We start from the raw sequence: 26,056 nt of genomic DNA, 5'->3' as shown, positions 1-26,056 counted from the left end.
ACCGCCGAGTCTTCCCCGGCGTGGTCCTTGGTTTTGAAGAGGGGTTCCGGTGATCTGTTGAGGCCGGTGTTGCGGGCCGTCCCGATCGCCATGTAGAGACTCGCAAACCTCGGCGGCGGATACAACCCCTTCCGGAAAGTTTTTTTTGATTCCTCGGTGTCGACTAGGTCACAGCCGTACTTCCATGGGGTGGACCCTGGCCTAAACGTTCGAGTGAAAGGACTTTAGCCCCTTCTGCTCACACAATCACACGCAGTGCACGGCGTACGCCTGTGAACGTCACGCTGGTACGCAGTCCCAGGTGGTCACCGTCCATCTGAAGGGGCAGCGGCACCTTCGAATGCAAGGTGAACTCACTCAGATCGTGCAGCGAGACGGCATGCTTGCCACGGGGTCCACGCTCGGGGGACGAAGTAAGCAACTGGGTGCCATACCGGGCAACCGCGGCCGTCGACATCCGGCTGAGGCCGAACACATCGAGTCCCGTGTCGAACGACGCCTTGGGCGAGGCGTACATCGGGCGATTGCCGAGAAACGTCCAGGGGGCGGTGTTCGACGCTATGCACAGCAGCAGATCCGTCACCGGGTCCTCGCCCGCCCGCTCCAGGGTGATCGCGCCCTGCCGGCGGCTCGGCTCGCCCAGCAACTGGCGCAGCACCTGACGGACGTAAAGCGCGTGCGTCGACTTCCGGCCGCGCTCGCGCTGCTGCTCGACCCGGCCGACGACACCGGCGTCGAAGCCGAGCCCCGCGTTGAAGGTGAACCAGCGGGACGGCACCGCCTCGTCCTCGGTGCCCCTCGTGCCCGAGGTCAGGCCGAGTCCGACGGTCCGCTCGCTGCCCTCGCGCAGCGCGTCCAGCAGGGCGCCGGTCGCCTCGACGGCGTCGTTGGGCAGACCCAGGGCGCGGGCGAAGACATTGGTGGAACCGCCGGGAACCACGGCGAGGCCGGGGACGTGGCCGGGGGCGGGGCCGTTGTGCAGCAGGCCGTTGACGACCTCGTTGACCGTGCCGTCGCCGCCGAGGGCGACCACGAGGTCGATGTCGTCGCTCTCCGCGGCCTGCCGGCCCAGGTCGCGCGCGTGCCCGCGGTACTCGGTGGTGACCGCCTCCAGCTTCATCTCGCTGGCGAGGGCATGAATCAGGACATCGCGCGTACGTGCGCTTGTGGTGGTTGCCGCCGGATTGACCACGAGAAGTGCACGCATGACTGGCAGGGTACCTACTGGGTGGTACCGGGCACAGGCCGGACCGGGGATCGGTCGGGGGATCGAGGCGTGAGCCTGGACACGGGTGATCGGACGCCTGCGCGGGACGTGCCCGGGGCCTTCCGAGGCGCCGGTGAGGCGAGGGCTACCCTTCAGGGGTGAGCTCTCAGCAGAACCCCACCCCCGCTTCCGAAGCCGCCGAAGAGGCCGGCCCCCGTCCCGTCCGGCTGACCGTGGCGGCGGCGCTGGCCGCGCTGGAGGGGCTCGCGCTGGTGGTCGGCGGCGTCTGGATCCTGGTCCTCGGACTGACCGGGCACCCGGACGACCGGCAGCAGGCCGTGACGGGAGGCGTCACGCTGATGGTGCTCGCGCTGCTGCCGCTGATCGCCGCGCGCGGACTGCTCGGTCGGCGCAGCTGGAGCCGCGGCCCGGCCCTCATCACGCAGATCATCTCGCTGCCGGTGGCGTACAACCTGCTGCAGGCCGACAGCATCGCCATCCCGGGCGGCATCGCGCTGGCGGTCGTCGCCGTCGCCGCCCTGATCCTGCTGCTCAACCCCGAGACGACCCGGGCCCTCGGAATCCGGGGACCCGGCAACGCGGAGAAGTGACGCCGGCCGGCCTCGACCGGCCGGCTACTCCTCGACCAGCAGCTTCTCCCGCAACTGCGCCAGCGTCCGGGCGAGGAGCCGGGACACGTGCATCTGCGAGATGCCGACCTCCTGAGCGATCTGCGACTGGGTCATGTTGCCGAAGAAGCGCAGCAGCAGGATCCGCTTCTCACGCGGCGGGAGGTCCTCCAGGAGCGGCTTGAGCGACTCCCGGTACTCCACGCCCTCCAGCGCCTCGTCCTCCGCGCCGAGGGTGTCGGCTACGGCCGGGGACTCGTCGTCGGTGTCCGGGACGTCCAGGGACAGCGTGGAGTACGCGTTGGCGGACTCCAGGCCCTCCAGGACCTCCTCCTCCGAGATCGCCAGCTTCTCGGCGAGCTCGTGGACCGTGGGGGAGCGGCCGTGCAGCTGCGACAGCTCGGCGGTCGCCGTGGTCAGCGACAGCCGCAGCTCCTGGAGCCGGCGCGGCACGCGCACCGCCCAGCCCTTGTCGCGGAAGTGCCGCTTGATCTCGCCGACGACCGTCGGTGTCGCGTACGTCGAGAACTCGACGCCGCGGTCCGGGTCGAAGCGGTCGACGGACTTGATCAGGCCGATGGTGGCGACCTGGGTGAGGTCGTCCAGCGGCTCGCCGCGGTTGCGGAAGCGGCGCGCGAGGTGCTCGACGAGCGGCAGGTGCATCCGGACCAGCTGGTTGCGCAGCTCCGCGTACTCCGGGCTGCCGTCCTTCAGTCGGCGCAGCTCCACGAACAGCGCACGCGCTCCGCTGCGGTCCTGCGGATCGTGGTGCGTGGGCTGTGCGCCGCGCGCGGCCGCCGTGTCAGGCGTGTCGTGCGCGTTGTGCTGCGCGTCGGGCACGTCCTGCACGTCCTGCTCCGCGTATCGCTCGTGCTCGCTCATCGTCCCGCCCGTCGCCCTTCCCCGAGCCCTCGCCTCCTCCCCCACTCTCGACTTCGCTCGAGCGGGGGACCCCCATGGCCAGGGGACACCCCGATCCGCCGCTCCAGAGGCGTACTCTGCACGGCACCCTCCTGATCCCGCTGCCCGTCGTCCAGGAAGCCGGCCTCCGTCGAGTCGGAGTCGTCCTCCGGGTGTGGCCGGGCCTGCTCGGGGATGCCGTCGATGCCGTCCGTCATGCGACGGGCACCGCTCGGATCGTCCCCCAAGCTCTCGGCTCCGCTCGAGCCAGGGGTACCCGAGGGCACCCCCGTCGGCAGCTCCCGTGTGCCGCGCTCTTCGTCCCGCACCGGCCCGTCCCCGTTCCTCACGCCGGCCCGGGTCCCGCGCCGCGCTGTTTGTAGAGGCTGATCGAAACGGTTTTGTCGTCGTCCACGGCGGAGGAGACCTTGCCCGCGAGGGCGGACAGCACGGTCCAGGCGAAGGTGTCCCGCGACGGGGCGTGACCGTCGGTCGTGGGCGCCGAGACGGTGACCTCCAGCGAGTCGTCGACGAGCCGGAAGACACAGCTGAGCACCGAGCCGGGCACGGCCTGCTGGAGCAGGATCGCGCAGGCCTCGTCCACCGCGATGCGCAGGTCCTCGATCTCGTCGAGGGTGAAGTCCAAACGGGCCGCGAGGCCGGCCGTGGCCGTCCGCAGCACCGACAGGTAGGCACCCGCGGCCGGCAGCCGGACTTCCACGAAGTCCTGGGTCGCGGGCTCGCCTGCGATCTGGGACACCCTCACCTCCAAGGTGGTACAAGCTCTACGGGGCCGATGGTCGCCCCTCGGGGTAACGCGAAGTGTGTTCAGCGGTGACGCTACCGCGCCAGGAACCTACCTGTCCCCGGGACCCCAACCCCTTGCTGTCACTCATAGTAAACACATGAATACGCACAGTGGCTAGAGGGTGGGCGCCCCCAATTGGGAAGAGCGCGCGCCGGATTGACGTACCCACACGTCAGACGCTCGAACCGTCGGTTCGGGAGGTCACGAGGCGGTCACACGAGCACGTGGTCCACGAAGCACCATCGCCAATTCTCCCCCGGTTCGAACGTCCTCATCACCGGATGACCGGACTCCTTGAAATGCTCGGTCGCGTGCCGGCCCGGTGAGGAGTCGCAGCAGCCGACAAAGCCGCAGGTGAGACACAGCCGCAGCTGCACGGGATGCACTCCCTCCGCCAGACACACGGGGCAGGTCTCGCTGAGAGGGCCGGGTTCCTGGTGCGGCAGCTCGTCGGAGTGCGTGCACTGTTTCATGATTGCCAGGTTACGACGGGCGTGGCGAAGGTCGCGCCGAGAACGAGGGTGGGCGAGAACCATGGACGTGATGCCACTGCTGATGCTGGTGGCGGGCAGTGCCGCGATCGCCGCGGTCGGCCGGCGCACCCCCGTACCCGCGCCGCTGCTGCTGGTCGCGGTCGGCCTCGCGGTGTCGTACATCCCCGGAGTCCCGGACTACCACCTCGACCCGCACATCGTGCTGCCGCTGATCCTGCCGCCGCTGCTGCACACCGCGGCCACCGACAGCTCCTACCTCGACCTGCGCGCGCAACTGCGGCCCGTCGCGCTCCTGTCGGTCGGGTACGTGCTCTTCGCGACCTTCGTCGTCGGCTGGGCCGCCTATGTGATCGTCCCGGGTCTGCCGCTGACCGCGGCGCTGGTGCTGGGCGCGGTGGTGGCGCCGCCGGACGCGGTCGCCGCCACGGCGATCGCACGCCGGGTCGGACTGCCGTCCCGGATCACCACGATCCTCCAGGGCGAGTCCCTGGTGAACGACGCCACGGCGATCACCGCCTACCGCGTCGCCCTCGCGGCCGCCGTCGGCGAGGGCGCCACCTGGGCCGGCGGAATCGGCGAGTTCCTGATCGCGGCGATCGGCGGCATCGGCGTCGGAATCGTCCTCATGGTGCCGATCCACTGGCTGCGCACCCACCTCAAGGAGCCCCTCCTCCAGAACACCCTCTCCCTGTTGATCCCGTTCGTCGCGTACGCCGTCGCCGAGGAGGTGCACGCCTCCGGTGTCCTCGCGGTCGTCGTGGTCGCCCTCTTTCTCGGACACCGCGCGTGGGAGGTCGATTTCGCCACCCGCCTCCAGGAGGACGCGGTGTGGAAGATGGTCGCCTTCGTCCTGGAGTCCTCGGTCTTCGCCCTCATCGGCCTCCAGCTGCCGGTGGTGCTCGAGGGGCTCGGGGAGTACGAGGGACTGGAGGCCGCCTGGTACGCGGTTGCCGTTTTCCTGGTGGTCGTCGTGGCCCGTTTCGTGTGGGTGTATCCGTCGGCCTTCCTGCCCCGGATGCTGTCGGCGCGGATCCGGGAACGCGAGGCGAACCCCACCTGGAAGGGCGCGTTCATCATTTCCTGGGCCGGGATGCGGGGCGTGGTCTCGCTCGCCATCGCCTTCTCGATCCCGCAGACCGTGGAGGGCGGCGAGCCCTTCCCCGGCCGCAACCTGATTCTCTTTCTGACCTTCACCACGGTCATCGGCACCCTCGTGTTCCAGGGCCTCAGCCTGCCCCCGCTGATCCGGCTGCTGAAACTGCCCGGCCGGGACGTCCAGGCCGAGACACTCGCCGAGGGCAACGCCCAGGCCCAGGCGTCCCGCGTCGCCGAGCAGCGCCTCGACGAACTCCTCGCCGACGAGCGCAACGCCCTGCCCGAGCCGCTCGCCGCCCGGCTGCGCGCGGTGTTGGAACGCCGCCGCAACGCCGTCTGGGAACGCCTCGGCCAGCCCAACCCCATCACCGGCGAGACCGCCGACGACACCTACCGCCGCCTCGCCCGCGAGATGATCAGCGCCGAGCGCGAGGTGTTCGTGAAGCTGCGCGACGGTCGGTATATCGACGACGAGATGCTGCGGACGCTGCTGCGCCGGCTGGATCTGGAGGAGGCGGCGGCGTACCGGGAAACGACCTGAGCGGGTTCAGGGAAAGGGCCGGCCGGTGACGACGGCCGCGACCGTGCTCCCGCGCGCGAAGGCGCCCTCCTCGGCCAGGGCGGCAAGTCCGTACAGCATTTTGGCGACATACAGACGCTCGACGGGCAGCCCGTGCCGGTTCTCGAAGTCCGCGGCGAAGGAGTCGAGTTCGTCGGTGGTGCGGGCGTAGCCGCCGAAGTGGAAGCGGTCGTCTAGGTGCCAGTCGCCGCGCGGCCCGCCGAAGGCGGCCGCCTGGAGGTGCCGTATGTCGGCGGGCAGGAAGCCGCCCTTGAGCACCGGTATCCCCAGCGCCCGCTGCCCCGGGCCCAGCCCCGCCGCCAGCCCCGCAAGGGTGCCGCCCGTTCCGCAGGCGATCGCGACGACGTCCGCCTGCCCGCGCAGCTCCTCGCCGAGAGCCCGGCAGCCGCGTACGGCCGCTGAGTTACTGCCGCCTTCGGGGACCACGTACGCGTCCTCGGCGCCGACCTCGCGCAGCAGGGCGGCGAGGGTGTCCGGGTCGGTCTTGCGGCGATACGTCGACCTGTCGACGAATTGCAGAAGCATGCCGTCGGCCGCGCACCGGGCGAGGCAGGGGTTGAGGGGCCGGTCGGCGAGTTCCTGGCCGCGGACCACGCCGACGGTGGCGAGACCGAGGAGGCGGCCCGCGGCGGCGGTGGCGCGCAGATGGTTGGAGTACGCGCCACCGAAGGTGAGGATCGTGCGGCCGTGCGCCGCGGTGAGGTTGGGCGCGAGCTTGCGCCACTTGTTGCCGATGAGGTCGGGGTGGATCAGGTCGTCACGCTTGAGGAGAAGCCGTACGCCCCGCCGCGCGAAGCGGTCGTCGTGCGCCTCCCGGACCGGGGAGGGGAGCCGCGGGTGCAGGGTCGCGAGGGTGTCGGGGCTGGTCACCCGGCCATTGTCGCCCGTGGGCTACTTCAGCCGCTCGGCGATCCGCCGGCGCATCGCGTCCATCGTGAACCCGCGCGGGTCCACCTTCCCCGGCTGCCACTCCAGGTGACCGATGACCGAGCGGTGCGTCCAGCCGTGCGCGCGGCACACCGCCGCGGCCCCCCGCTCGACGGCCTCCAGCTGCGCCTCGGGCCAGGGGTCCTCGCCGTCGCCGAGGTTCTCGCACTCGAAGCCGTAGAAGTGGCGGTTGCCGTCGGTGTTCTTCTCGTTGTCCGGCGGCAGTGCCTTCTCCGCGATCACCGCGCGCAGGACGTCGTCGTCGCCGAGGCCCGCGTGGTTGGCGCGGCCGTAGCCGACGAGGTGGACCCTGCCGTCCTTGGTGATGACGCCGTGGCACAGCGGGCCGGGCAGGCCCTCGTAGCCCTTCCGGCAGAGCTCCACCGTGTAGGCGCTGCCCCGGGTCACGGTGTGGTGGATCATCACGCCGTGCACGGGGCCCCACGGTCCCACGTGGTTGCGGTTGTGGTCTCTCCAGTCGCCCACCTCGACGACGGTGAGGCCTTCGTCCCGCAGGCAGTCGAGGAAACGGTTCGCGGACAAGGGTGAGGCCATGAGTGCCTCCTTCGTGCGGCGCGACGACCGCCCGTCGCGGCCGCCTCGTACACGCTGCTTGTACCGAATCGCGGAGAAACGGAACCATCCGTTCGCACGGCGAACGAGCCGATTCGGTCAGGGCGCAGTGCATCGCTCGAGGAGGAACCCATGTGTGCCCAGCGGGAGTTGATCCATTCCCGCTCTTTCGTGTAATAGCACGAACACGCTCCGTGCTGGAAGGCTTTCCCTCGGAGATCGGTGCCCGGCGAAATCCGCTGCCAGGGCATGACCGGGAGGGCAATTCCTTATGTCGGTAGGCGAAGAGGTCCGCACGGAGCAGACGAAGCCGCAGCAGAGTCTCGGCACGGCGGCCGCGCGGAACCTGGCCACCACGACCAAGTCCGCACCCCAGATGCAGGAGATCAGCTCGCGCTGGCTGCTGCGCATGCTGCCATGGGTGGACGTGCAAGGTGGCACGTACCGCGTGAACCGGCGGCTCAGTTACGCCGTGGGTGACGGACGCATCACCTTCGTGAAGACCGGCGACCGTGTCGAGGTCATCCCCGCGGAGCTGGGCGAGCTGCCGGCGCTGCGGTCGTACGAGGACGAGGAGGTGCTGACCGAGCTCGCTCAGCGCTGTGAGCAGCGCGAGATCGCCGCTGGCGAGGTCATCGCCGACTTCGGCAACCAGACCGACGAGGTGTACCTGCTGGCGCACGGCAGGGTGGAGAAGATCGGCACCGGCCCGTACGGCGACGACGAGAGCCTCGGTGTGCTCGCCGACGGCGCCTACCTGGGCGAGCAGGCGCTGCTCGACCCGGACGCCATCTGGGAGTACACGGCCCGCGCGATCACGCCCTGCACGATCCTTGTCCTGACCCGCCAGCACGTCGAGCAGCTCGCCGAGCGCGCGGACTCGCTGCGCGAGCACCTTGAGCAGCAGCGGTCCATTCCGCAGCAGCGCACCAACAAGTTCGGCGAGAAGGAGATCGACCTCGCCTCCGGTCACGCGGGCGAGCCGGACATCCCGCACACCTTCGTGGACTACGAGGCCCGGCCCCGAGAGTACGAACTGAGCATCGCCCAGACCGTGCTGCGCATCCACACGCGCGTGGCCGACCTGTACAACCAGCCGATGAACCAGACCGAGCAGCAGCTCAGGCTGACCGTCGAAGCGTTGAAGGAACGCCAGGAACACGAGCTGATCAACAACCGTGAGTTCGGGTTGCTGAACAACTGCGAGTACGACCAGCGGATCCAGCCGCACGACGGGGTGCCCAGCCCGGACGACATGGACGAGCTGCTCAGCCGCCGGCGCGGCACCAAGATGTTCCTGGCCCACCCGCGCGCGATCGCCGCGTTCGGCCGTGAGCTCAACAAGCGGGGCCTGGTGCCCGAGACGATCGACGTCGCCGGCAACCGCATCCCGACCTGGCGCGGTGTCCCGATCTACCCGTGCAACAAGATCCCGGTCACCGAGGCCCGGACCAGCTCGATCATCGCGATGCGCCTCGGTGATGCGGAGCAGGGTGTGATCGGTCTGCGCCAGTCCGGCATCCCGGACGAGATCGAGCCCAGCCTGTCGGTGCGGTTCATGGGCATCAACGAACAGGCCATCATCAAGTACCTGGTGACGGCCTACTACTCGGCGGCGGTTCTGGTGCCGGACGCGCTCGGCGTGCTGGAGAACGTCGAGATCGGCCGCTGGCGGTGACCCTCCCGGTCCGTGTGTCGTGTCCCCGCCCGCCAGGGTGGGTACACCTCGGGGTACGCGCCCGGCCGGAGCGGAAGCGCCGCTGTCCGCAGACTCTCCGAGGGGGGACCTCGATCCCATGACCGAGTCCGTGACCGAGTCGACGAACCAGCCCCCGGCGCAGCGCGGGCGGCGTCCTGCCGGGGCGTCCGAAAGGCGGAGTTCCATCGCGACCCAGGCGGACAGCGGGCCGGGGCCGCTCGACGGTCCCGAGGCGGCGGTGATCCTGGAGCGTGCGCGGGCGTCGGTGGACCCCGAACTGCGCTCGGCGGTCGACTCGTTGCCCGGTGCGATGCGCCGGATCGCGCGCTACCACTTCGGCTGGGAGCACGCGGACGGCACCCCGGCGACCGGCAACGCGGGCAAGGCGATCCGGCCGGCGCTCGTCCTCGCCGGGGCCGCCGCGCTCGGCGGCCCCGGGGCACAGGCGAGCGCGGTGCGGGCGGCCGCGGCGGTGGAGCTGGTGCACAACTTCACGCTGCTGCACGACGACGTGATGGACCGGGACACCACCCGCCGGCACCGAGCGACCGCGTGGACGGTGTTCGGCGACACCGCCGCGATCCTCGCCGGGGACGCCCTCCAGGCGCTCGCCCTGCGGCTGCTCGCGGAGGATCCGCACCCGGCGTCCGCGGCCGCCGCCGCCCGGCTCGCGGCCTGTGTCGTCGAACTGTGCGAGGGCCAGCAGGCCGACACGGCGATGGAGCGGCGCGGCCCCTCGGAGGTCACCCTCGACGAGGTGCTCGCCATGGCTGAGGCCAAGACCGGGGCGCTGCTCGGGTGCGCGTGCGCGCTCGGCGCGCTGTACGCCGGGGCGGCCGCGGGTGATGTCGAGGCGCTGGACGCGTTCGGCCGGGAGGCCGGGCTCGCCTTCCAGCTCATCGACGACGTCATCGGCATATGGGGTGACCCGGGCCGCACCGGCAAGCCGGTCGGAGCGGACCTGGCGGCCCGCAAGAAGTCCCTGCCGGTGGTGGCCGCGCTGGTCTCCGGGACACCGGCCGCCGTAGAACTCGCCGAGTTGTACGAAGTGCCGTACGACGGCGGTGATCTGGAGCCCACGGTGCTGGCCGTGGAGCGGGCCGGCGGGCGGGACTGGGCGCAGGTCCAGGCGTCCGAGCGGATGGCGCGGGCGATGCAGGAGCTGTCCCGCGCGATTCCCGACCCGGAGGCCGCGGGCGGGCTGCTCGCCCTCGCCGAGTTCGTGACGCGCCGCAGCGCCTGATCGCCGACGCTCAGGCGCGCCGCGAGAAGAGAACCCGGGAGTGGCTGGGCGTGCGATTCCTGACCCGTACGCCGGCGGCCGGTTCCGGCCGGGCAGGTCCCGCACATCCCCACGGTGTGCGGGGCCCGCTTTCGTCAGGGCCGGTGGTGGATCAGGCCCGGCGGAGTCCGCCCGGCCCCGAGGTGGAGATCATCGTCGGGGCAACGGCGTCCTCGTGAGGACGTACAGCAGGGAGCGCTGAGCCGCCGTCCGCCCTACGCTTGGGGCATGGACAGCGCAGAACATGTCTGTCCCGTATGCGGACAGCCCGTCGATACGGTCGTCCGGCGCCACAAGACGCTGGGCGCGTGGGTTCCGGTGTGGGTGGCCGGACCGTGCCGGAATCCCAAGTGCGAGGCGAACGCCGCGGAAGGTGCCGTGTCCGAGCAGGAGCGGCCGGCGACGCCCGCCACCACCAAGAACACCGAAGCCGACACCGAAACCGTGGCGAAGAAGTCCTGAGCCAAAAAAAACTCCGACCGCGTGTCGAGAATCCCCGGCCGGCTCCGACGTCCCCGGTGAGAGCCGCCCACGCCGGGCGGCCCGGACCCGAGGAGACGACGATGAAGTACCTGGTCATGGTGCAGGGCACGCAGGCGGACTACGAGGCGATGCGTGGCAACGCCTCCGAGCACTCGCCGGCCTGGAGCGAGCAGGACCTCCAGGCCATGTACGCGTACATGAACGCGATCAACGACGACCTCGCCGAGACCGGCGAACTCGTCGACGGGCAGGGACTGGCCGAGCCCGCCAGGACCCGGCTGGTCGGCCTGGACACCGACGGCAAGCCGGTGATCACCGACGGCCCGTACAGCGAGACCAAGGAGCTGCTGGCCGGCTACTGGGTGCTGGACTGCGCGAGCCTGGAGCGGGTCACGGAGATCGCCGAGCGGGTGGCCCGCTGCCCGCAGCCCGCGGGCGCCCCGGAGTACCCGGTGGTGATCCGGCCGATCATGGAAGGCACCGGCGACATCTGCTGAGCGGCACCCATGCACCGCACCGACGAGGTCGAGGACCTGCTGCGCCGGCACGCGCCGCAGGTCCTCGGTGCGCTGGTGCGCCGGTACGGGCATTTCGACGCCGCCGAGGACGCCGTACAGGAGGCGCTGCTCGCGGCGGCCGGGCAGTGGCCCTCGGCCGGGATCCCGGACAATCCTCGCGGCTGGCTGATCAAGGTCGCGGCGCGGCGGCTGACCGACGCGCTGCGCAGTGAGGCGGCGCGGCGGCAGCGGGAGGAGCGGGCGGCGGCGCTCACCCCGCGCGACGCGTTCATGGCACCGCCGCCCGGCGTGGACCGGTCGCCGCGCGAGGACGACACCCTCACGCTGCTCTTCCTGTGCTGCCACCCCGACCTGACCCCGCCCGCCCAGATCGCCCTCACCCTGCGCGCGGTCGGCGGCCTGACGACGGCGGAGATCGCCCGCGCCCACCTGGTGCCCGAGCCGACCATGGCCCAGAAGATCAGCCGGGCCAAGCAGAAGGTGCGGGGCGTGCGCTTCGGCCGCCCGGAGAACTGGGCGGAGCGGCTGCCCGCCGTCCTGCACACCCTCTACCTGATCTTCAACGAGGGCTACACGGCCACCTCCGGCGCGGCCCTCCAGCGCCGCGAACTGGCCGGTGAGGCGATCCGGCTCGCCCGTACGGTCCAGGGGCTGCTCCCCGACGACGGCGAGGTGGCCGGTCTGCTGGCCCTGATGCTGCTCACCGACGCCCGCCGCGAGGCGCGCACGGGGTCGCACGGGGAGCTGATCCCGCTCGACGAGCAGGACCGGGCCCGCTGGGACAAGGCGGCGATCGAGGAGGGCGTGGCCCTGGTCACCCGGGCGCTGTCCGGCGGCCGCCCGGGCCCGTACCAGCTGCGTGCCGCCATCGCCGCCGTGCACGACGAGGCCCCGTCGGCTCAGGCGACCGACTGGCGGGAGATCCTCGGCCTGTACGACATCCTCGTCCGCCTGGTCCCCGGTCCCGTCGAACGCCTCAACCGTGCCGTCGCCGTCGCCATGGTCCACGGCCCGCGCGAGGGCCTGGCCGAACTGGAGGCGTTGGCGGGCGACCTGGGCACCAGCCACCGCCTGGACGCGGTGCGGGGGCATCTGCTGGAGCGGACGGGGGAGTACGAGGCCGCCCGCGCCGCCTACGAGTCGGCGGCCGGAAAGGCGCTGAGCCTGCCGGAGCAGCGGTACCTGCACGCGCGGGCGGCGCGGCTGAGGCGTTAGCGTGACCCCAAGTGCCGTGAGTGCGGGGAGGGTTGGCGTGACGACGGAGGCCGGGGGCGGGCGTCGTAGGGCATGGCGGTGGGCCGTGCTGGTGTGGGCCGTGACCGTGGCCGTCGGGGGTGGGCTGACGCTGTGGTTGCGGGAGTCGGCCGAGCCGCCGGGGCCGTCTCGCTGGGAGGAGGCGCCCCCGGCGCCGCTGCTTCAGCTGGACACGAGCACCGCGTGCCCGCCGCCGACGCCGCTGCCCACCGACGACGGTATACACGCCTACTCCTGCATCGTCACGAACGACTAGGCAGCCCGCCCGTTTCCGGGTCCCGGCCGGTCAGGCAGTACGTGCCGCCCGCCGGGTCGCGCATCACCGTCCAGTGGGCCCCGGCGGCGACGAACGCGCCCCCGAGCCGCTCGTGTTCGGCGCGGGTCGCCGCGATGTCCGCGCAGGCCAGGTCGAGGTGGGCGGAGAGGGGCTGTTCGGTGCCGAGACGCTGGAGCAGCACGCGCACCGGCAGCCCCGTCGGCGGCCTGAGCACGTGGAACTCCGGGAGAGAACCGGGCAGGGACGCCCAGCCCACCAGCAGCTCTGTCCAGAACGCGACCTCGGTGTCGTACGACGAAGGCGGGACGTCGACGCACACCTGATCGAGCCGGGTGCCCCGTACGACGGGCGGCCGCACCGACTCCTCGTGCCACGGCACGGCACAGAACGGCAGGCCAGCGGGCGATCGCAGTACGGCCCACCCCTCGTGCTCGGCGGCCACCTCGGCCCCCGCCCGCACCGCCGAGGCGGTGAACCCGGCCACGTCGTCGACGGCGAAGTCGAGATGCGCGCCGCCGCGGCCGGAGTCGACGCCCTGGACCTTCACGCACGCGTCCGTCCCCTCGACCGGGACCAGGGTGATGAACTCACTCCGCCGTGCGGACAGCCGGGTGTCCGTGACGGCGGTCCAGAACTCCTCGGCGGCCGGGAGGAGTTCGGCGGGGCGGTCGATGAAGGCGTACGTCCAGTGGATCGTCATGCCGATGATCGTAGGCGCGGAGGTGCCCGGGCCGATGGGTGCTGAAAGGGCCCGACCGGTAGTCCGGTCGGGCCCCTTCGCTTGCCCCTGACAGGCGGTGGTGCACCAACCGCCGGCCATTGCGGGGCGTCAGGCCTTCTTGGTCTCCCAGAAGATCTTGTCGATCTGGGCGATGTAGTCGAGGGCCTTCTGGCCGGTGGCCGGGTCGGTGGACGCCTTGGCGGCCGAGAGGGCCTTCAGGGTGTCGTTGACCAGCTGGTGCAGCTCCGGGTACTTCTCGAAGTGCGGGGGCTTGAAGTAGTCGCTCCAGAGCACCGAGACGTGGTGCTTGGCCAGTTCGGCGCGCTGCTCCTTGATGGTGGTGGCACGAGCCTGGAAGTGCGGGTCGTCGTTGCCGGCCATCTTTTCCTGGACGGCCTTCACCGACTCCGCCTCGATGCGGGCCTGGGCCGGGTCGTACACGCCGCAGGGCAGGTCGCAGTGCGCGCTGACCTTGACCTTGGGGGCAAACAGGCGGGAAAGCATGAAGCATTCCTTCCTCGTGATCGTCTTCTCAGGGGGACATTACTCCCTGAGGGACGGGATTTCGCGAGTGCCCCCATGGGCTTAGGACAAAAGTCCGGGGTGAGACTGAGACTGGTGGAGGATCGAACCGGGGAGGTGCCGGGCATGCCGGAGCTGTCGCAGGAGACCGAGCGCGAAAGGGGCGTCCCGCCCTTCGGAGTGGCCGAGGTGACCGGGCCGTCCATGGTGCCGACGCTGTACCACGGCGACCGGCTCCTGGTGCGCTACGGCGTTCGGGTCAGGCCGGGGGACGTCGTCGTCCTGCGTCATCCCTTCCAGCAGGACCTGCTCGTGGTCAAGCGGGCTGCGGAGCGCCGCGACGGCGGCTGGTGGGTGCTCGGCGACAACGCGTACGCCGGCGGCGACAGCACCGACTACGGGGTGGTCCCCGACGAGCTGGTCCTGGGCCGGGTCCGGTTCCGCTACCGGCCGCGTCGGCCCGATCAGCGCTCGCCGCTGGCGCTGCTGGGCTGGGCGCTGTCGGCGGCCCGGCCCGTCTTCTCCGACCGGTCGGCCTCCAGGCGTTTGCGGGCCCGGTAGGCGGCCACGTTGGCGCGGGTGGCGCAGCGGTCGGAGCAGTAGCGCCGGGAGCGGTTGGTGGACGTGTCGAGGTAGGCGTTGCGGCACGGAGCCGCCTCGCACACGCCCAGGCGGTCCACGCCGTACTCGGTGAGGTGGAACGCCAGGCCCATCGCCGCGATGGCCGCGTAGCCGGCGGTCGCGTTCGACGGGTGGTCCGCGAGGTGCATGTGCCACAGGGGGCGGCCGTCGTCGTCCCGGAAGTCGTGGCCGGAGATCTGCGGGCTCACCGGGAACTCCAGCAGCAGTGAGTTCAGCAGGTCCACCGCGAGGGTCTCGTCGCCGCTGTCGGCCGCCTCGAAGACCGCCCGCAGCCGGGCCCGGACCGAGCGGAACCGCGTCACGTCCGCGTCGGTGGCGCGGCGGGCCGCCGACTGGTTGACGCCGAAGAGCTCCCGGACGGCCTCGACCGAGGTCAGCGAATCCTTGCCCCGGGCCGGCTCCTCGCTGTTGACGAGTCGTACGGCATAGTCCGAGTAATAGGCCAGTTCCACTTGTAGTCCTTACGGAGGGGCTCTATGGTCGTGTCTGCGGTCACGTAACAGCTGATCGTGCTTCCAGGGTATTACGTGGGTGACTCAAGAGGGGGTTTCCGTGACCACGAGCATCGGCACCGACTGGAATGCCTGGCAGGAGAGCTGGGACCGGCAGCAGGAGTTGTACATGCCGGATCGCGAGGAGCGCTTCCGGGTCATGCTGGACATGGTCGAGGCGTTCGCCGGCACCGCGCCGCGGGTGCTGGACCTCGCCTGCGGCACCGGCACCATCACCGCCCGTCTGCTCGCCCGCTTCCCCGACGCCACCAGCACCGGCATCGACCTCGACCCCGCCCTGCTCACCATCGCCCGCGGCACCTTCGACGGCGACGACCGCGTCACCCTCGTCGAGGCCGACCTGAAGGACCCCGACTGGCCCACGCGGCTGCCCCACGAGACGTACGACGCCGTCCTGACCGCCACCGCCCTGCACTGGTTCCACGCCGAACCCCTCCAGGCGCTGTACGGCCGGCTCGCCGGGCTCGTCCGGCACGGTGGCGTCTTCATGAACGCCGACCACATGATCGACGACACCACGCCCCGCATCAACGTCGCCGAGCGCACCCTGCGCCACGCGCGCATGGACCGGACGCAGAAGGACGGCGCCCTCGACTGGGTCGACTGGTGGCAGCTCGCCGCCAACGACCCCGTCCTCGCCGAGCCCACCGCCCGCCGCTTCGAGATCTACGGCGACCACGCGGAAGGCGACATGCCGTCGGCGGCGTGGCACGCGCGCGTGCTGCGCGAGACGGGGTTCGCGGAGGCACGGCCGGTGTGGTGCTCGCCGTCGGACACGCTGCTGCTGGCGCTCAAGTAACGGGGCATGGAGAAGGGGCGGCACGGATCTCTCCGTACCGCCCATTTTCAGCGGGGGTCCGGAAAGCCCGTATCGCCCCATTTTCAGCGGCGGTAGGGAGAGATCCGGACCGCCCCTTTTTCAGCGGCGGTCCGGAAAATCCCCACCGTCCCCTTCTCAGCGGCGGTCCGGGAAGTTCCCTCCGCCCCCTTCTCAGCGGCGGTCCGGGAAGTTCCCACCGTCCCCTTCTCGGCGGCGGTCCGGAAAGTCCCCACCGCCCCCTTCTCAGCGGCGGTCCGGGAAGTTCCCTCCGCCCCCTTCTCGGCGGCGGTCCGGGAAGTTCCCACCGTCCCCTTCTCGGCGGCGGTCCGGGAAGTTCCCACCGTCCCCTTCTCGGCGGCGGTCCGGAAAGTCCCCACCGCCCCCTTCTCAGCGAAGCGTCACAGCACCTTCGACAGGAACGCCTGCGTCCGCTCGTGCTGCGGGTCGGTCAGGACGTCCCTCGGGTTGCCGGACTCGACCACCACGCCGCCGTCCATGAAGACCAGGCTGTCGCCGACCTCGCGGGCGAAGCCCATCTCATGGGTGACGACGATCATGGTCATCCCGGACTCGGCGAGGTCGCGCATGACGTCGAGAACGTCACCGACCAGCTCCGGGTCGAGGGCCGAGGTCGGCTCGTCGAAGAGCATCAGCTTCGGGTCCATGGCGAGGGCCCGGGCGATGGCGACGCGCTGCTGCTGGCCGCCGGAGAGCTGCGAGGGGTAGTTCCCGGCCTTGTCGGCCAGGCCGACGCGGTCCAGGAGCTGCATCGCCCGCTCCTTGGCCTGGGCCCGGCTGGTGCCCTTGACCTGGATGGGCGCCTCCATGACGTTCTCCAGGGCCGTCATGTGCGGGAACAGGTTGAAGCGCTGGAAGACCATCCCGATGTCCCGCCGCTTCAGCGCGACCTCGCTGTCCTTCAGCTCGTACAGCTTGTCGCCCTTCTGGCGGTAGCCGACGAGCTCGCCGTCGACGTACAGCCGCCCGGCGTTGATCTTCTCCAGGTGGTTGATGCACCGCAGGAAGGTCGACTTGCCGGAGCCGGAGGGGCCGATCAGGCAGAAGACCTCGCCGGTCTTCACCTCCAGGTCGATGCCCTTGAGGACCTCGACGTGACCGAAGGACTTGTGGACGCCCTCCGCCTTGACCATGGGGATCGTGGTGGCCTCGACGGCTGCCTTGTCCACCTTGTCGGTCTTCTCGGTCTTCTCTGTCTTCTCTGTCTTCTCGGTGTTCTCGGTCTTGTCGGTCATGCCATGCCTCCCTTCGGGCGGCCGAGGGACAACATGTTGGCCTTGATCTTCTGGAGCGGCGTCGGCGGCAGCGAGCGGCTCGAACCGCGGGCGTAGTACCTCTCAAGGTAGTACTGGCCGACGCTGAAGATCGAGGTCAGCAGCAGGTACCAGGCGGCGGCGAGGAACAGCATCTCGGCCGGGGCGCCGGAGGTCTGGCCGATGTCCTGGGCGTTGCGGAGCAGGTCGGAGTACTGGACGACCGACACCAGCGAGGTCGTCTTCAGCATGTTGATGACCTCGTTGCCCGTCGGCGGCACGATCACGCGCATCGCCTGCGGGATGACGATCCGGCGCAGCGTCTTGGCGTGGCTCATGCCCAGCGCGTGCGACGCCTCGGTCTGGCCCTCGTCGACCGCGAGCAGACCGGCGCGGCAGATCTCCGCCATGTACGCGGCCTCGTTCAGACCGAGGCCGAGCAGCGCGGTCAGGAACGGGGTCATGAAGTCCGACCACTCGTCCCGGTAGATCGGCCCGAGGTTGATGTACTCGAAGACCAGGCCCAGGTTGAACCAGACGATGAGCTGGACCAGGACCGGGGTGCCGCGGAAGAACCAGATGTAGAACCAGGCGATCGTCGAGGTCACCGGGTTCCGCGACAGGCGCATCACCGCCAGCACGATGCCGCCGACGATGCCGATCAGCATGCACAGCACGGTCAGCAGGAGCGTGTTGCCCACGCCGCCGAGGATGCGGTCGTTGAAGAAGTAGTCCGGGATCGCCCCCCAGTTGATCCTGCCCTGGGAGAACGCGTAGATGACGCCGCCCAGCAGGGCGAGCGCGACGACGGCGGAGACGTACCGCCCGTAGTGCCGGACCGGGATGGCCTTGATGGCTTCCGGTCCGGCCGGGGGCGTGTCGGCCGGACCCGTCGTCTTGTCGATGTCAGCAGTCACGGGTTGTGCCTTTCAGTGCCGCTGGTCGATGACCGAGCGGTCACTTGCCGCCGTTGATGGTGGCCTTGTCGACGGCGCCGTCCTCGACGCCCCACTTCTTTATGATCTTGTCGTACTCGCCGTTGGCGATGATCGCATCCAGGGCGGCCTGCAGGGCGTCGCGCAGCTGGGTGTTGTTCTTGGCCACCGCGATGCCGTACGGAGCGGCCTCGACCTGCTCGCCGACCAGCTGGAAGTCGTTGCCGCCGCCGGAGGTCTTCACGGCGTACGCGGCGACGGGGAAGTCGGAGGAGCCGGCGTCGGCGCCGCCCGCGCGCAGGCGGGTCTGGGCCTGCTGGTCGTTGTCGAAGGCCTCGATGGTGAGCTTCTTGTTCTTCGGGCACTTCTTGGCCTCGGCCTTGGCGAGGTCCTCGGAGACCGTGCCGCGCTGGAGCACGATCTTCTTGCCGCACAGGTCGGACCAGGTCTTGATGCCCTGGTCGTCGCCCTTCTTGGTGTAGATCGAGACACCGGCCGAGAAGTAGTCCACGAAGTCGACGCCCTCACCGACCTTTTTGCCGGTGTCGGAGTCGATGCCCTCCTGGCGGTCCTTGGTGTCGGTCATCGCGGACATGGCGATGTCGTAGCGCTTGGAGCGCAGACCGGTGATGAGGGTGTCGAAGGTGCCGTTCTCGAACTCGAACGTCACGCCGAGCTGCTTGCCCATGGCGGCGGCGAGGTCCGGGTCGATGCCGACCGTGTTGCCGGAGCTGTCCTTGAACTCGACCGGCGCGTACGCGATGTCCGAACCGACCTTGATGACGCCCTTGTCGCGGATCACCTGGGGCAGCTTGTCGGCCAGCGGGGCCGCGGTCTTCGTCGCGGTGTCCGTGCTGTCCGAGCCGCTGTTCTCCGTCTGGTCACCGCAGCCGGTGAGAAGCAGGGCGCCTGCGACCGCGATCGCACCGACCGCGGCTAGCCGGGAACGCGCGGCGGTCGTACGACGGGTGGAGCTTGCGGTCATTGTGGGTTCCTCCGGCGGATGGGTGAAGTGCCGATGGGCGGCAGTTGCCGATGGGTCGACGAGAGCACACAGCTTCGGGTGTCGCGACCTCGTGTGATTAGGGCATCTTGCCATTCGGACGGGTCCATTCAGGTGAGCCGTCATGTCAAAATCGGATAACGGGTGACCCCCGAACCAGACCACTCCGGTACATCACGACCGGACCTTCTACGGGAATGTATGGTTCCGGCCGCAAGATCTTCGGTGTGTCTCAGGATGTGGATGCACGGAAGTCGGTGTTTGGCGGCTATTGCGGCTTTGTCAAGAGTTTGACGGCCTCTTGTCCCCATATTCAGGCATGAGTCATGTCACCGGCATGTGATCTTCCCGTTATGGACTCGTCGGCGATGCCCTCCGTCCGGTAAGAAGGTTCTTTACACCCCTCATCCGGGGCTCAGGGCGCGTGTGCGGCGCGCCCGTCGCGTATGTGCCCGTACGCATCACTCACTGGGCGGTACGCGGTGCCCGCCCACTCCTCACCAGGAGTGGACCCACCCTCAAACCATGAACACTTAAGGGGTCAGACAAAGTGGCAGCGGAGATCGTCAATCCTCGCAGCGACAGCGGTACGGAGCAGGAGGGAGGGGTCGAGCCCCTCGATTCCTTCGATCCGGCGTTCGCGCTGCACCGCGGCGGCAAGATGGCCGTGCAGGCCACCGTGCCGGTCCGAGACAAGGACGACCTGTCCCTGGCGTATACGCCCGGCGTCGCGAAGGTGTGCACCGCGATCGCCGAGAAGCCGGAACTGGTCCACGACTACACGTGGAAATCGTCCGTCGTCGCCGTCGTGACCGACGGTACGGCGGTGCTCGGACTCGGGGACATCGGCCCCGAGGCCTCCCTCCCAGTGATGGAGGGCAAGGCGATCCTGTTCAAGCAGTTCGGCGGCGTGGAGGCGGTTCCGATCGCCCTCGCCTGCACGGACGTGGACGAGATCGTCGAGACGGTGGTCCGCCTCGCCCCCTCCTTCGGCGGGGTGAACCTGGAGGACATCTCGGCGCCGCGGTGCTTCGAGATCGAGCGCAAGCTCCAGGAGCGGCTGGACATCCCGGTCTTCCACGACGACCAGCACGGCACGGCGGTCGTGACGCTGGCGGCCCTGCGGAACGCCGCGCGGCTGACCGGGAAGACGCTCGCCGACCTGCGGGCCGTCATCTCGGGCGCGGGCGCGGCCGGGGTCGCGATCGCGAAGATGCTGGTCGAGGCCGGGATCGGGGACGTCGCGGTCGCCGACCGCAAGGGCGTCGTCTCCGCCGACCGGGAGGACCTGACGCCGGTCAAGCGGGAGCTCGCCGGGTTCACCAACAAGGCCGGGCTCACCGGGTCGCTGGAGGCGGCTCTGGACGGCGCGGACGTCTTCATCGGCGTCTCCGGCGGTACGGTGCCGGAGGAGGCCGTCGCCTCCATGGCCGAGGGCGCGTTCGTGTTCGCGATGGCCAACCCGAATCCCGAGGTGCACCCCGATGTGGCGCACAAGTACGCGGCGGTCGTCGCCACGGGCCGGTCGGACTTCCCGAACCAGATCAACAATGTGCTGGCGTTTCCGGGGATCTTCGCGGGCGCGCTCCAGGTGCGGGCGTCCCGGATCACCGAGGGCATGAAGATCGCGGCGGCCGAGGCGCTGGCGGGTGTCGTGGGTGACGACCTCGCCGCGGACTATGTCATTCCGTCGCCGTTCGATGAGCGGGTGGCGCCAGCGGTGACTGCCGCTGTCGCGGCGGCGGCGCGGGCGGAGGGCGTTGCTCGGCGCTGAGCCTGTTTGTTATGGCCCCGTCCGTTTTGGGCGGGGCCATTTCTTTGCCCACCCGCGCACCTGTTCGGGTGAGTTTGCGGGTGAACGTCGCTTGTGGGGGCTGGGCGTCGTTGGCGGGTGCGGGTTGGGGGGTGTGCGTGGGGTTTGGAGGTGGAGACGGCTGTGGTGCGGTGCCCGTCGTTGTGGGCTGGGCGCGCAGTTCCCCGCGCCCCTGAGGGCGTGCAGTGGGCGGTGTTCCTGTGGCAAGAGGGTGTGTCTCACAGGGATCCGGCGTTCCGTTGGTCCCTCCTGGAATCTATCGTCGGCTGCATGTTCGCTGTCTACGCCGCCCGAATCGACCGCGACCAGCCGCTGAACGGCCTTGAGTTGGGGGAGCGCCCAGCCCCCGAGGTCAAGCCCGGCTGGAGTGTCGTCGACGTCAAAGCCGCCTCCCTCAACCACCACGACCTCTGGTCCCTGCGCGGCGTGGGCCTCGCAGAGGACAAGCTGCCGATGATCCTCGGCTGTGACGCCGCCGGCGTCGACGAGGACGGCAACGAGGTCGTCCTGCACTCCGTCATCGGCCAGACGGGCCACGGGGTCGGCCCCAAGGAACCCCGTTCCATCCTCACCGAGCACTACCAGGGCACGTTCGCCGACCAGGTCGCCGTACCGACCTGGAACATCCTTCCCAAGCCGAAGGAGCTCTCCTTCGCGGAGGCCGCCTGCCTGCCGACCGCCTGGCTGACGGCGTACCGCATGCTCTTCACCAACGCCGGTGTCCGCCCCGGCGACTCGGTGCTGGTGCAGGGCGCCGGTGGCGGTGTCGCCACGGCCGCGATCGTGCTCGGCAAGGCCGCCGGGCTGCGCGTCTTCGCCACCAGCCGGGACGAGGCCAAGCGCAAGCGTGCCCTGGAGCTGGGGGCCGTGGAGGCGCTGGAGTCGGGGGCGCGGCTGCCGCAGCGCGTCGACGCCGTCATCGAGACCGTCGGTGCCGCCACCTGGTCGCACTCGGTGAAGTCGCTGCGTCCCGGCGGAACGCTCGTCATCTCCGGTGCCACGAGCGGTGATCGGCCGTCCCACGCCGAACTGACCCGGATCTTCTTCCTGGAGCTGAAGGTCGTCGGTTCCACGATGGGCACCAAGGAGGAACTGGAGGACCTGCTGTCCTTCTGCGCCGCCACCGGCGTACGTCCCGTCATCGACGAGGTGCTGCCGATGGACCGGGCCCGGGAGGGCTTCGAACGGCTGGAGTCGGGCGAGCAGTTCGGGAAGATCGTGCTCGCCAACGGCTGACGGGTTCCGTCGGTCTGCAGGGCAGCGGCGGCCGGTCCGGGATTCGGACCGGCCGCCTTCGTATTGTCAACCAGGATTGACGGATGGGGGTGTGTCAACGTAGGTTGACGTCATGACCGAAGCTACCGAACTCGCCGAGCGCGCCGGTGACCGCGATCCACGGATCGGGCTGCGGGCCGTCGCCGCCTTGCGGCGGCTGCTGGAGCAGTTGGAGGCCGTGCAGGTGCGCAGTGCGCGCAATCAGGGCTGGTCGTGGCAGGAGATCGCCGCGGAACTCGGTGTGAGCAGGCAGGCCGTGCACAAGAAGTACGGGAGGCGATGATGTTCGAACGGTTCACGAAGGACGCCCGGGCCGTGGTGAAGGGTGCCGTCGAGCAGTGCGAGGGGGCGGGGGCGCAGACCGTAGACGCGGAGCATCTGCTGCTCGCCCTGCTCGACCGTGGGGCCGGTCGCGGTGCGTTCGCGCTGGCCGCGCTCGGGCTGGCAGCCGAGCGACGGGAGTCGGTGGCGCGGGCGCTGGAGGCGGCCCGGCGGCGGGCGGGGCTTTCTCAGGCCGAGGCGGAGGCGCTGGCCGGGCTGGGGATCGACGTCGCGGAGATCGTCTCCCGGGTGGAGGAGGCGCACGGTGTGGGTGCGATGTCCGGTGACCGCAAGGACCGGGGGTGGTGGGGCGGGCACCGTTCTTTCAGCCGGGGTGCCAAGGATGTGCTGGAGAAGTCGCTGCGTATCGCCGTCGCCCGCCGCGAACGGTCCATCGGCGACGAACACCTCCTCCTCGCCCTGACCGCCCGCCCGGGCGTCCCCGCAGAGGTACTCGCCGACCACGGCGTCACTTACGAGTCGGTCACGCGCGTACTGAGCGGCGGGGGAGAGGCCAAGGCGGGCTGAGCGGGGGCGGGTTGAGGCTCGCCCCACCATGACCGGCGGTCGGCCCCGCCGGGCCTACGCGGGCCACGGGCAAAGGCACCCTCGCCCGCCAGGCGGGGCCTCGCAGGCAAGGTTTGCACCCGGTCGGCCCCGCCAGGCCGGGCCCGCGGATGAGGGTGCCGTCTGGCGGCCAGGCCCGGCCCGGCCTCACGGGCAGGGTTTGCTCCCGGCTTGCCCCGCCAGGCCCGGCCCCGCGGGCAAGGTTGTCCCCGGCCAGCCCCGCCAGGCTGGGCCTTGCGGAGGAGGGGCGCCGTCCCTCGGCCAGGTCCGGCCCCGCAGGCAGGGTCTGCCCGTGGTCGGCCCCGCCAGGCCGGGCCCGCGGATGAGGGTGCCGTCTGGCGAGGCCCCGGCCCCCGGCGCCTACCCCTTCGGTGTCCGCAGCAGCGCCCCGATGTGTGCAGCCGCTGATGACAAATGGCGTCGGGCGTCGCGGAGTTGATCTGACGTCACCCCGTGGTCGCGGGCCGCGTCGCGGATGTCGTCGCGGAAGCGGTCGAGGAGGCGGTCCAGGTCGCGGGCCGGGTCGCCGGTGGAGGAGTCGTCGTGGGACCAGGCCGGCTCGTAGTCGGCCGGGAAGTCCTCCGGGGTTGTCGTGTACTCCGGTGCCGACGTCGGCTTTGCCGCCCCGCCGCGCCCGAAACCGAAGTCCTTGCCGAACTCCTTGCCGAAGTCCTTCCCGAACTCGCCGAACTCCTTGGCGAGTTCAGTCAGACCCTCGCGCACCCCCGTCGGCCAGTCGCCCCGCGCGAAGTGGTCCTGCACCTGCTCCTGAACCCGCTGGGCGATGCGCTGCATCTCCTCCTGCGCCTGCGCCCGGGCCCGCTCCTGCGCCTCCTTGGCCTGGCGCCGCGCCCGCTGGGCCTCGTCGCGGGCCCGACGGCTCTCGTCCTTGGCGCGCCGCGCCTGCTCCTTCCACTCCTGTTTGGCCCGCCGCATCTCCTCCTTCGCGGCGCGCCAGGCCTCCTTGTCGGTGTACTCGGAGAAGTCCCCGGCGTCACCGTTCACCGCGCCGCCCTTGCGGGCCTCACTCATCGCCGCCCGCATCTCGCGCCGCAGATCGCCGGCGGCGCCCCGCACATCGGCGCGGATCTCGGCGGCCAGCTCCGCCACCGACTCGCGGATCTCCATTTCCAGGTCGGCCAGTTCACCGCTGCGGTCGGCCAGCTCGGCGCGTCCGGCGTCCGTGATGGCGTACACCTTGCGGCCGCCCTCGGTGGTGTGGGTGACCAGGCCCTCGGCCTCCAGCTTGGCCAGGCGCGGGTAGACGGTACCGGCCGACGGCGCGTACAGCCCCTGGAAGCGTTCCTCAAGGAGGCGGATCACCTCGTAGCCGTGTCGCGGGGCCTCGTCGAGCAGTTTCAGCAGGTAGAGACGGAGGCGGCCGTGAGCGAAGACGGGGGGCATGTCAGAGCACCTTCTTGTCGGTCGTGCCATCGGCCGGGGCGCTGGTCGGCGTCGCACCCTCGCCCGGACCGGAATCCGAATTGTCCCCCGAGGCATCGCGCGGTTCGTCCGCCGGGTCGGCCCACGGGCCGTCGTCCTCCACGGGCGGGCGGCGCAGCAGGGCGATCGAGCCGGAGACGGTCGTGGCCTTCAGCCGGCCGTTGCCCGCGCCGAGGCGGCCGGTGATGCGCTTGGCGCCCCACTGGCCGGTAACGCGGAGGTCTTCGAAGGCGTTGGAGACGGCCCCGCTCGCGGTGTTGGCCTCCACCTCCGCGTCCGCCGGATGCGGCAGCCGGATGGCGATCTCACCCGAGACGCTGGTCAGACTGACGTCGGTGGGGCTGCCCGTCGGGTCCAGGTCGACGATCATGGAGCCGCTGACCGAGTCGGCCTTGACCGAGGAGCCCGCGCCCTCGACGACGGTCAGGTCACCGGAGACGGAGTTGAAGCGCAGGTCGCCGCTCAGGGCCTGGGCCTCCACGCTCCCGGAGACGGTGTCCGCGCGGACCGGGCCCGCGAGTCCGACGAGCGTGGTGTCACCGGAGACGCCCTTGACCTCCGCGCGCCCCTCGATCCCGGAGACCACGGCGGCGGCGCTGACGACGCCGACCTCCACCCTCGTATGCACCGGGACCGCCAGCGACACCACTGCGCTGCGGCGCCAGCCCTTGCGGTCGAGCCACTTCAGGAAGCCCTTCCAGGGCAGGTCCTCGTAGGCCACCGTGAGCGTGCCGCCCTGCTGGGTGACGATCAGGGGTGGTCCCTCGATCTCGCCGACCTCCAGGCGGGCGGAACCCTCATCGGTGCCCACCACGTTCACCGTTCCATTGACGATGCGTACGTGGAGCTCGCTCACGGGCTCCTCGAACGTGAACTTGCTCGGCTCGGCGACGGACCATTCCGACATGGTGGGGACCTCCTCGACACGCCATATCGCGTCTTACGTGATTCACGATATATCGTGACCGTCGAAAGTCAAGACACTCATTTCGGTGACCGAGCCCCGGCACCGCCGTCCCCGCTCAGGTGGCGATGGGCCTCCCGCTCACCACCCGGTGGCACCGCCGCAGCCCCGGCTGGATCACAGGACGACGACGCACAAAGGGCGCCCGAAGGCGCCCACAACCCGCACCGGGGCACCCAAAGGTATCCCGTCACCCTGCTCCGCGTTTTACTCCTCGTCCTCGTCGTCCAGCCGCGCCAGCCACGTCGCCAACCGCTCCACCGGCACCTCGAAGTCCGGATTCAGATCGACGAATGTGCGCAGTTGCTCGGCGAGCCACTCGAAGGTGACCTCCTCCTCGCCGCGCCGCTTCTCCAGCTCTTCGATGCCTCGGTCGGTGAAGTACACGGATGCTCTCCTGGGGCTGGGCCTGGGGCCTCTGGTCGTACCTCTCCAGGTTATGCGTGGCCGGAGCGTGGCCCGCACGGGATGGCTCGGGACGGCAGGCGGCGAGGTGCTCGCCGTGGTCGCCCCATGGGTCG

Annotated in this window: 29 protein-coding genes and 1 pseudogene; 14 read left to right on the top strand and 16 right to left on the bottom strand. The window is 70.4% G+C overall.

All coding sequences use genetic code 11. The annotated features are described in order from the left end of the window. Positions 1-238: 238 nt before the first annotated feature. Positions 239-1,207: a diacylglycerol/lipid kinase family protein gene (locus I2W78_RS12220; protein ID WP_196459450.1), complete on the bottom strand. Its 969-nt coding sequence runs from the start codon at positions 1,205-1,207 to the stop codon at positions 239-241. A gap of 158 nt (positions 1,208-1,365) precedes the next feature. Between I2W78_RS12220 and I2W78_RS12215 the strand changes: the two genes are divergently transcribed. Then, complete coding sequence (locus I2W78_RS12215) at positions 1,366-1,818, top strand: hypothetical protein (RefSeq protein WP_196459448.1); 453 nt, start codon at positions 1,366-1,368, stop codon at positions 1,816-1,818. Between the two features lie 24 nt (positions 1,819-1,842). Here I2W78_RS12215 and I2W78_RS12210 read toward each other — a convergent pair. The 3 genes and pseudogenes from I2W78_RS12210 to I2W78_RS12200 all read right to left on the bottom strand — a co-directional run bounded on the left by I2W78_RS12210 (position 1,843) and on the right by I2W78_RS12200 (position 4,017). After that, positions 1,843-3,065, bottom strand: a pseudogene (locus I2W78_RS12210) (RNA polymerase sigma factor SigF). 17 nt (positions 3,066-3,082) lie between these two features. Continuing rightward, positions 3,083-3,496: an anti-sigma factor gene (locus I2W78_RS12205; RefSeq protein ID WP_015657891.1), complete on the bottom strand. Its 414-nt coding sequence runs from the start codon at positions 3,494-3,496 to the stop codon at positions 3,083-3,085. A gap of 260 nt (positions 3,497-3,756) precedes the next feature. Beyond that, positions 3,757-4,017 carry a UBP-type zinc finger domain-containing protein gene (locus I2W78_RS12200; RefSeq protein WP_196459446.1) on the bottom strand — a complete coding sequence of 87 codons (261 nt, stop codon included), beginning with the start codon at positions 4,015-4,017 and terminating at the stop codon, positions 3,757-3,759. A gap of 61 nt (positions 4,018-4,078) precedes the next feature. Between I2W78_RS12200 and I2W78_RS12195 the strand changes: the two genes are divergently transcribed. Next, positions 4,079-5,674, top strand: a complete 1,596-nt coding sequence (locus I2W78_RS12195; protein ID WP_196459444.1) for a Na+/H+ antiporter — start codon at positions 4,079-4,081, stop codon at positions 5,672-5,674. 6 nt (positions 5,675-5,680) lie between these two features. Here the strand turns inward: I2W78_RS12195 and I2W78_RS12190 are convergent, their stop codons facing one another. Together I2W78_RS12190 and I2W78_RS12185 are read right to left on the bottom strand one after the other, a co-directional pair. Continuing rightward, positions 5,681-6,583, bottom strand: a complete 903-nt coding sequence (locus I2W78_RS12190; RefSeq protein WP_196459442.1) for a 1-aminocyclopropane-1-carboxylate deaminase/D-cysteine desulfhydrase — start codon at positions 6,581-6,583, stop codon at positions 5,681-5,683. A 21-nt stretch (positions 6,584-6,604) separates the two neighbouring features. Further along, positions 6,605-7,195 carry an N-acetylmuramoyl-L-alanine amidase gene (locus I2W78_RS12185; RefSeq protein WP_196459440.1) on the bottom strand — a complete coding sequence of 197 codons (591 nt, stop codon included), beginning with the start codon at positions 7,193-7,195 and terminating at the stop codon, positions 6,605-6,607. A gap of 289 nt (positions 7,196-7,484) precedes the next feature. Between I2W78_RS12185 and I2W78_RS12180 the strand changes: the two genes are divergently transcribed. From I2W78_RS12180 to I2W78_RS12155, 6 genes are all read left to right on the top strand, one after another. Next, positions 7,485-8,891, top strand: a complete 1,407-nt coding sequence (locus I2W78_RS12180; RefSeq protein ID WP_196459438.1) for a family 2B encapsulin nanocompartment shell protein — start codon at positions 7,485-7,487, stop codon at positions 8,889-8,891. A 118-nt stretch (positions 8,892-9,009) separates the two neighbouring features. Further along, complete coding sequence (locus tag I2W78_RS12175) at positions 9,010-10,155, top strand: family 2 encapsulin nanocompartment cargo protein polyprenyl transferase (RefSeq protein WP_196459436.1); 1,146 nt, start codon at positions 9,010-9,012, stop codon at positions 10,153-10,155. Positions 10,156-10,422: 267 nt separating this feature from the next. After that, positions 10,423-10,656 carry a hypothetical protein gene (locus I2W78_RS12170; protein ID WP_196464839.1) on the top strand — a complete coding sequence of 78 codons (234 nt, stop codon included), beginning with the start codon at positions 10,423-10,425 and terminating at the stop codon, positions 10,654-10,656. A 101-nt stretch (positions 10,657-10,757) separates the two neighbouring features. Next, positions 10,758-11,174, top strand: coding sequence for a YciI family protein (locus I2W78_RS12165; RefSeq protein ID WP_196459434.1), 417 nt, complete (start codon positions 10,758-10,760; stop codon positions 11,172-11,174). Positions 11,175-11,183: 9 nt separating this feature from the next. Beyond that, entirely contained in the window at positions 11,184-12,410 is a 1,227-nt protein-coding gene (locus I2W78_RS12160) for an RNA polymerase sigma factor (RefSeq protein ID WP_196459432.1), read from the top strand. A 37-nt stretch (positions 12,411-12,447) separates the two neighbouring features. Further along, positions 12,448-12,705, top strand: coding sequence for a hypothetical protein (locus I2W78_RS12155; protein ID WP_196459430.1), 258 nt, complete (start codon positions 12,448-12,450; stop codon positions 12,703-12,705). On the opposite strand, the gene I2W78_RS12150 is transcribed toward I2W78_RS12155, so the two are convergent. Together I2W78_RS12150 and sodN are read right to left on the bottom strand one after the other, a co-directional pair. Beyond that, entirely contained in the window at positions 12,692-13,426 is a 735-nt protein-coding gene (locus I2W78_RS12150; protein WP_196459428.1) for a VOC family protein, read from the bottom strand. The two genes, I2W78_RS12155 and I2W78_RS12150, sit on opposite strands and share 14 nt — an antisense overlap. A gap of 129 nt (positions 13,427-13,555) precedes the next feature. Next, positions 13,556-13,951: a superoxide dismutase, Ni gene (sodN, locus tag I2W78_RS12145; RefSeq protein WP_196459426.1), complete on the bottom strand. Its 396-nt coding sequence runs from the start codon at positions 13,949-13,951 to the stop codon at positions 13,556-13,558. A 144-nt stretch (positions 13,952-14,095) separates the two neighbouring features. Here sodN and sodX point away from each other — a divergent pair, with 144 nt between their 5' ends. Continuing rightward, positions 14,096-14,530 (top strand): nickel-type superoxide dismutase maturation protease, encoded by a 435-nt coding sequence (sodX, locus tag I2W78_RS12140; protein WP_196464524.1) that lies wholly within the window; start codon positions 14,096-14,098, stop codon positions 14,528-14,530. On the opposite strand, the gene I2W78_RS12135 is transcribed toward sodX, so the two are convergent. Then, complete coding sequence (locus I2W78_RS12135; RefSeq protein ID WP_196459424.1) at positions 14,434-15,063, bottom strand: CGNR zinc finger domain-containing protein; 630 nt, start codon at positions 15,061-15,063, stop codon at positions 14,434-14,436. The two genes, sodX and I2W78_RS12135, sit on opposite strands and share 97 nt — an antisense overlap. A 100-nt stretch (positions 15,064-15,163) precedes the next feature. Between I2W78_RS12135 and I2W78_RS12130 the strand changes: the two genes are divergently transcribed. Next, a complete protein-coding gene (locus I2W78_RS12130) occupies positions 15,164-15,922 on the top strand; it encodes a class I SAM-dependent methyltransferase (protein ID WP_196459422.1) in 759 nt (252 codons plus the stop codon). 83 nt (positions 15,923-16,005) lie between these two features. On the opposite strand, the gene I2W78_RS12125 is transcribed toward I2W78_RS12130, so the two are convergent. The 4 genes from I2W78_RS12125 to I2W78_RS12110 all read right to left on the bottom strand — a co-directional run bounded on the left by I2W78_RS12125 (position 16,006) and on the right by I2W78_RS12110 (position 19,134). Further along, complete coding sequence (locus tag I2W78_RS12125; protein ID WP_196459420.1) at positions 16,006-16,320, bottom strand: hypothetical protein; 315 nt, start codon at positions 16,318-16,320, stop codon at positions 16,006-16,008. A 21-nt stretch (positions 16,321-16,341) separates the two neighbouring features. After that, positions 16,342-17,094: an amino acid ABC transporter ATP-binding protein gene (locus I2W78_RS12120; protein ID WP_196464523.1), complete on the bottom strand. Its 753-nt coding sequence runs from the start codon at positions 17,092-17,094 to the stop codon at positions 16,342-16,344. 98 nt (positions 17,095-17,192) lie between these two features. Continuing rightward, entirely contained in the window at positions 17,193-18,131 is a 939-nt protein-coding gene (locus I2W78_RS12115; RefSeq protein WP_196459418.1) for an amino acid ABC transporter permease, read from the bottom strand. A gap of 40 nt (positions 18,132-18,171) precedes the next feature. Then, positions 18,172-19,134, bottom strand: a complete 963-nt coding sequence (locus I2W78_RS12110; protein WP_196459416.1) for an ABC transporter substrate-binding protein — start codon at positions 19,132-19,134, stop codon at positions 18,172-18,174. Positions 19,135-19,702: 568 nt separating this feature from the next. Between I2W78_RS12110 and I2W78_RS12105 the strand changes: the two genes are divergently transcribed. The 4 genes from I2W78_RS12105 (at position 19,703) to I2W78_RS12090 (ending at position 23,089) form a co-directional block, all read left to right on the top strand. Continuing rightward, positions 19,703-20,926: an NAD(P)-dependent malic enzyme gene (locus tag I2W78_RS12105; RefSeq protein ID WP_196459415.1), complete on the top strand. Its 1,224-nt coding sequence runs from the start codon at positions 19,703-19,705 to the stop codon at positions 20,924-20,926. 309 nt (positions 20,927-21,235) lie between these two features. After that, positions 21,236-22,201, top strand: a complete 966-nt coding sequence (locus tag I2W78_RS12100) for a zinc-binding dehydrogenase (RefSeq protein WP_196459414.1) — start codon at positions 21,236-21,238, stop codon at positions 22,199-22,201. A 112-nt stretch (positions 22,202-22,313) separates the two neighbouring features. After that, positions 22,314-22,523, top strand: a complete 210-nt coding sequence (locus I2W78_RS12095; protein ID WP_196459413.1) for a helix-turn-helix domain-containing protein — start codon at positions 22,314-22,316, stop codon at positions 22,521-22,523. Beyond that, positions 22,523-23,089, top strand: a complete 567-nt coding sequence (locus I2W78_RS12090; RefSeq protein WP_196464522.1) for a Clp protease N-terminal domain-containing protein — start codon at positions 22,523-22,525, stop codon at positions 23,087-23,089. The genes I2W78_RS12095 and I2W78_RS12090 overlap by 1 nt, the downstream gene beginning before the upstream one ends. Before the next feature lie 399 nt (positions 23,090-23,488). Here the strand turns inward: I2W78_RS12090 and I2W78_RS12085 are convergent, their stop codons facing one another. The 3 genes from I2W78_RS12085 to I2W78_RS12075 all read right to left on the bottom strand — a co-directional run bounded on the left by I2W78_RS12085 (position 23,489) and on the right by I2W78_RS12075 (position 25,922). Further along, a complete protein-coding gene (locus tag I2W78_RS12085) occupies positions 23,489-24,532 on the bottom strand; it encodes a PadR family transcriptional regulator (RefSeq protein ID WP_196459412.1) in 1,044 nt (347 codons plus the stop codon). A 1-nt stretch (position 24,533) separates the two neighbouring features. After that, positions 24,534-25,478, bottom strand: coding sequence for a DUF4097 family beta strand repeat-containing protein (locus I2W78_RS12080; RefSeq protein WP_196459411.1), 945 nt, complete (start codon positions 25,476-25,478; stop codon positions 24,534-24,536). Between the two features lie 264 nt (positions 25,479-25,742). Next, positions 25,743-25,922, bottom strand: coding sequence for a DUF6104 family protein (locus I2W78_RS12075; protein ID WP_023586593.1), 180 nt, complete (start codon positions 25,920-25,922; stop codon positions 25,743-25,745). Positions 25,923-26,056: the final 134 nt, after the last annotated feature.

This window comes from Streptomyces spinoverrucosus (genome assembly GCF_015712165.1).
Lineage (GTDB): Bacteria > Actinomycetota > Actinomycetes > Streptomycetales > Streptomycetaceae > Streptomyces > Streptomyces spinoverrucosus_A.
This window is presented reverse-complemented; position numbering and strand designations above follow the sequence as displayed.

Bases quoted from the DNA above. Each gene is read 5' to 3' on its own strand.
- I2W78_RS12200 (WP_196459446.1), bottom strand. From the start codon at position 4,017: ATGAAACAGTGCACGCACTCCGACGAGCTGCCGCACCAGGAACCCGGC.
- I2W78_RS12100 (WP_196459414.1), top strand. From the start codon at position 21,236: ATGTTCGCTGTCTACGCCGCCCGAATCGACCGCGACCAGCCGCTGAAC.
- I2W78_RS12195 (WP_196459444.1), top strand. From the start codon at position 4,079: ATGGACGTGATGCCACTGCTGATGCTGGTGGCGGGCAGTGCCGCGATC.
- I2W78_RS12180 (WP_196459438.1), top strand. From the start codon at position 7,485: ATGTCGGTAGGCGAAGAGGTCCGCACGGAGCAGACGAAGCCGCAGCAG.
- I2W78_RS12095 (WP_196459413.1), top strand. From the start codon at position 22,314: ATGACCGAAGCTACCGAACTCGCCGAGCGCGCCGGTGACCGCGATCCA.
- I2W78_RS12165 (WP_196459434.1), top strand. From the start codon at position 10,758: ATGAAGTACCTGGTCATGGTGCAGGGCACGCAGGCGGACTACGAGGCG.
- I2W78_RS12090 (WP_196464522.1), top strand. From the start codon at position 22,523: ATGTTCGAACGGTTCACGAAGGACGCCCGGGCCGTGGTGAAGGGTGCC.
- I2W78_RS12120 (WP_196464523.1), bottom strand. From the start codon at position 17,094: ATGGTCAAGGCGGAGGGCGTCCACAAGTCCTTCGGTCACGTCGAGGTC.
- I2W78_RS12150 (WP_196459428.1), bottom strand. From the start codon at position 13,426: ATGACGATCCACTGGACGTACGCCTTCATCGACCGCCCCGCCGAACTC.
- I2W78_RS12110 (WP_196459416.1), bottom strand. From the start codon at position 19,134: ATGACCGCAAGCTCCACCCGTCGTACGACCGCCGCGCGTTCCCGGCTA.
- I2W78_RS12080 (WP_196459411.1), bottom strand. From the start codon at position 25,478: ATGTCGGAATGGTCCGTCGCCGAGCCGAGCAAGTTCACGTTCGAGGAG.
- sodN (WP_196459426.1), bottom strand. From the start codon at position 13,951: ATGCTTTCCCGCCTGTTTGCCCCCAAGGTCAAGGTCAGCGCGCACTGC.
- I2W78_RS12175 (WP_196459436.1), top strand. From the start codon at position 9,010: ATGACCGAGTCCGTGACCGAGTCGACGAACCAGCCCCCGGCGCAGCGC.
- I2W78_RS12160 (WP_196459432.1), top strand. From the start codon at position 11,184: ATGCACCGCACCGACGAGGTCGAGGACCTGCTGCGCCGGCACGCGCCG.
- I2W78_RS12170 (WP_196464839.1), top strand. From the start codon at position 10,423: ATGGACAGCGCAGAACATGTCTGTCCCGTATGCGGACAGCCCGTCGAT.
- sodX (WP_196464524.1), top strand. From the start codon at position 14,096: ATGCCGGAGCTGTCGCAGGAGACCGAGCGCGAAAGGGGCGTCCCGCCC.
- I2W78_RS12085 (WP_196459412.1), bottom strand. From the start codon at position 24,532: ATGCCCCCCGTCTTCGCTCACGGCCGCCTCCGTCTCTACCTGCTGAAA.
- I2W78_RS12220 (WP_196459450.1), bottom strand. From the start codon at position 1,207: ATGCGTGCACTTCTCGTGGTCAATCCGGCGGCAACCACCACAAGCGCA.
- I2W78_RS12185 (WP_196459440.1), bottom strand. From the start codon at position 7,195: ATGGCCTCACCCTTGTCCGCGAACCGTTTCCTCGACTGCCTGCGGGAC.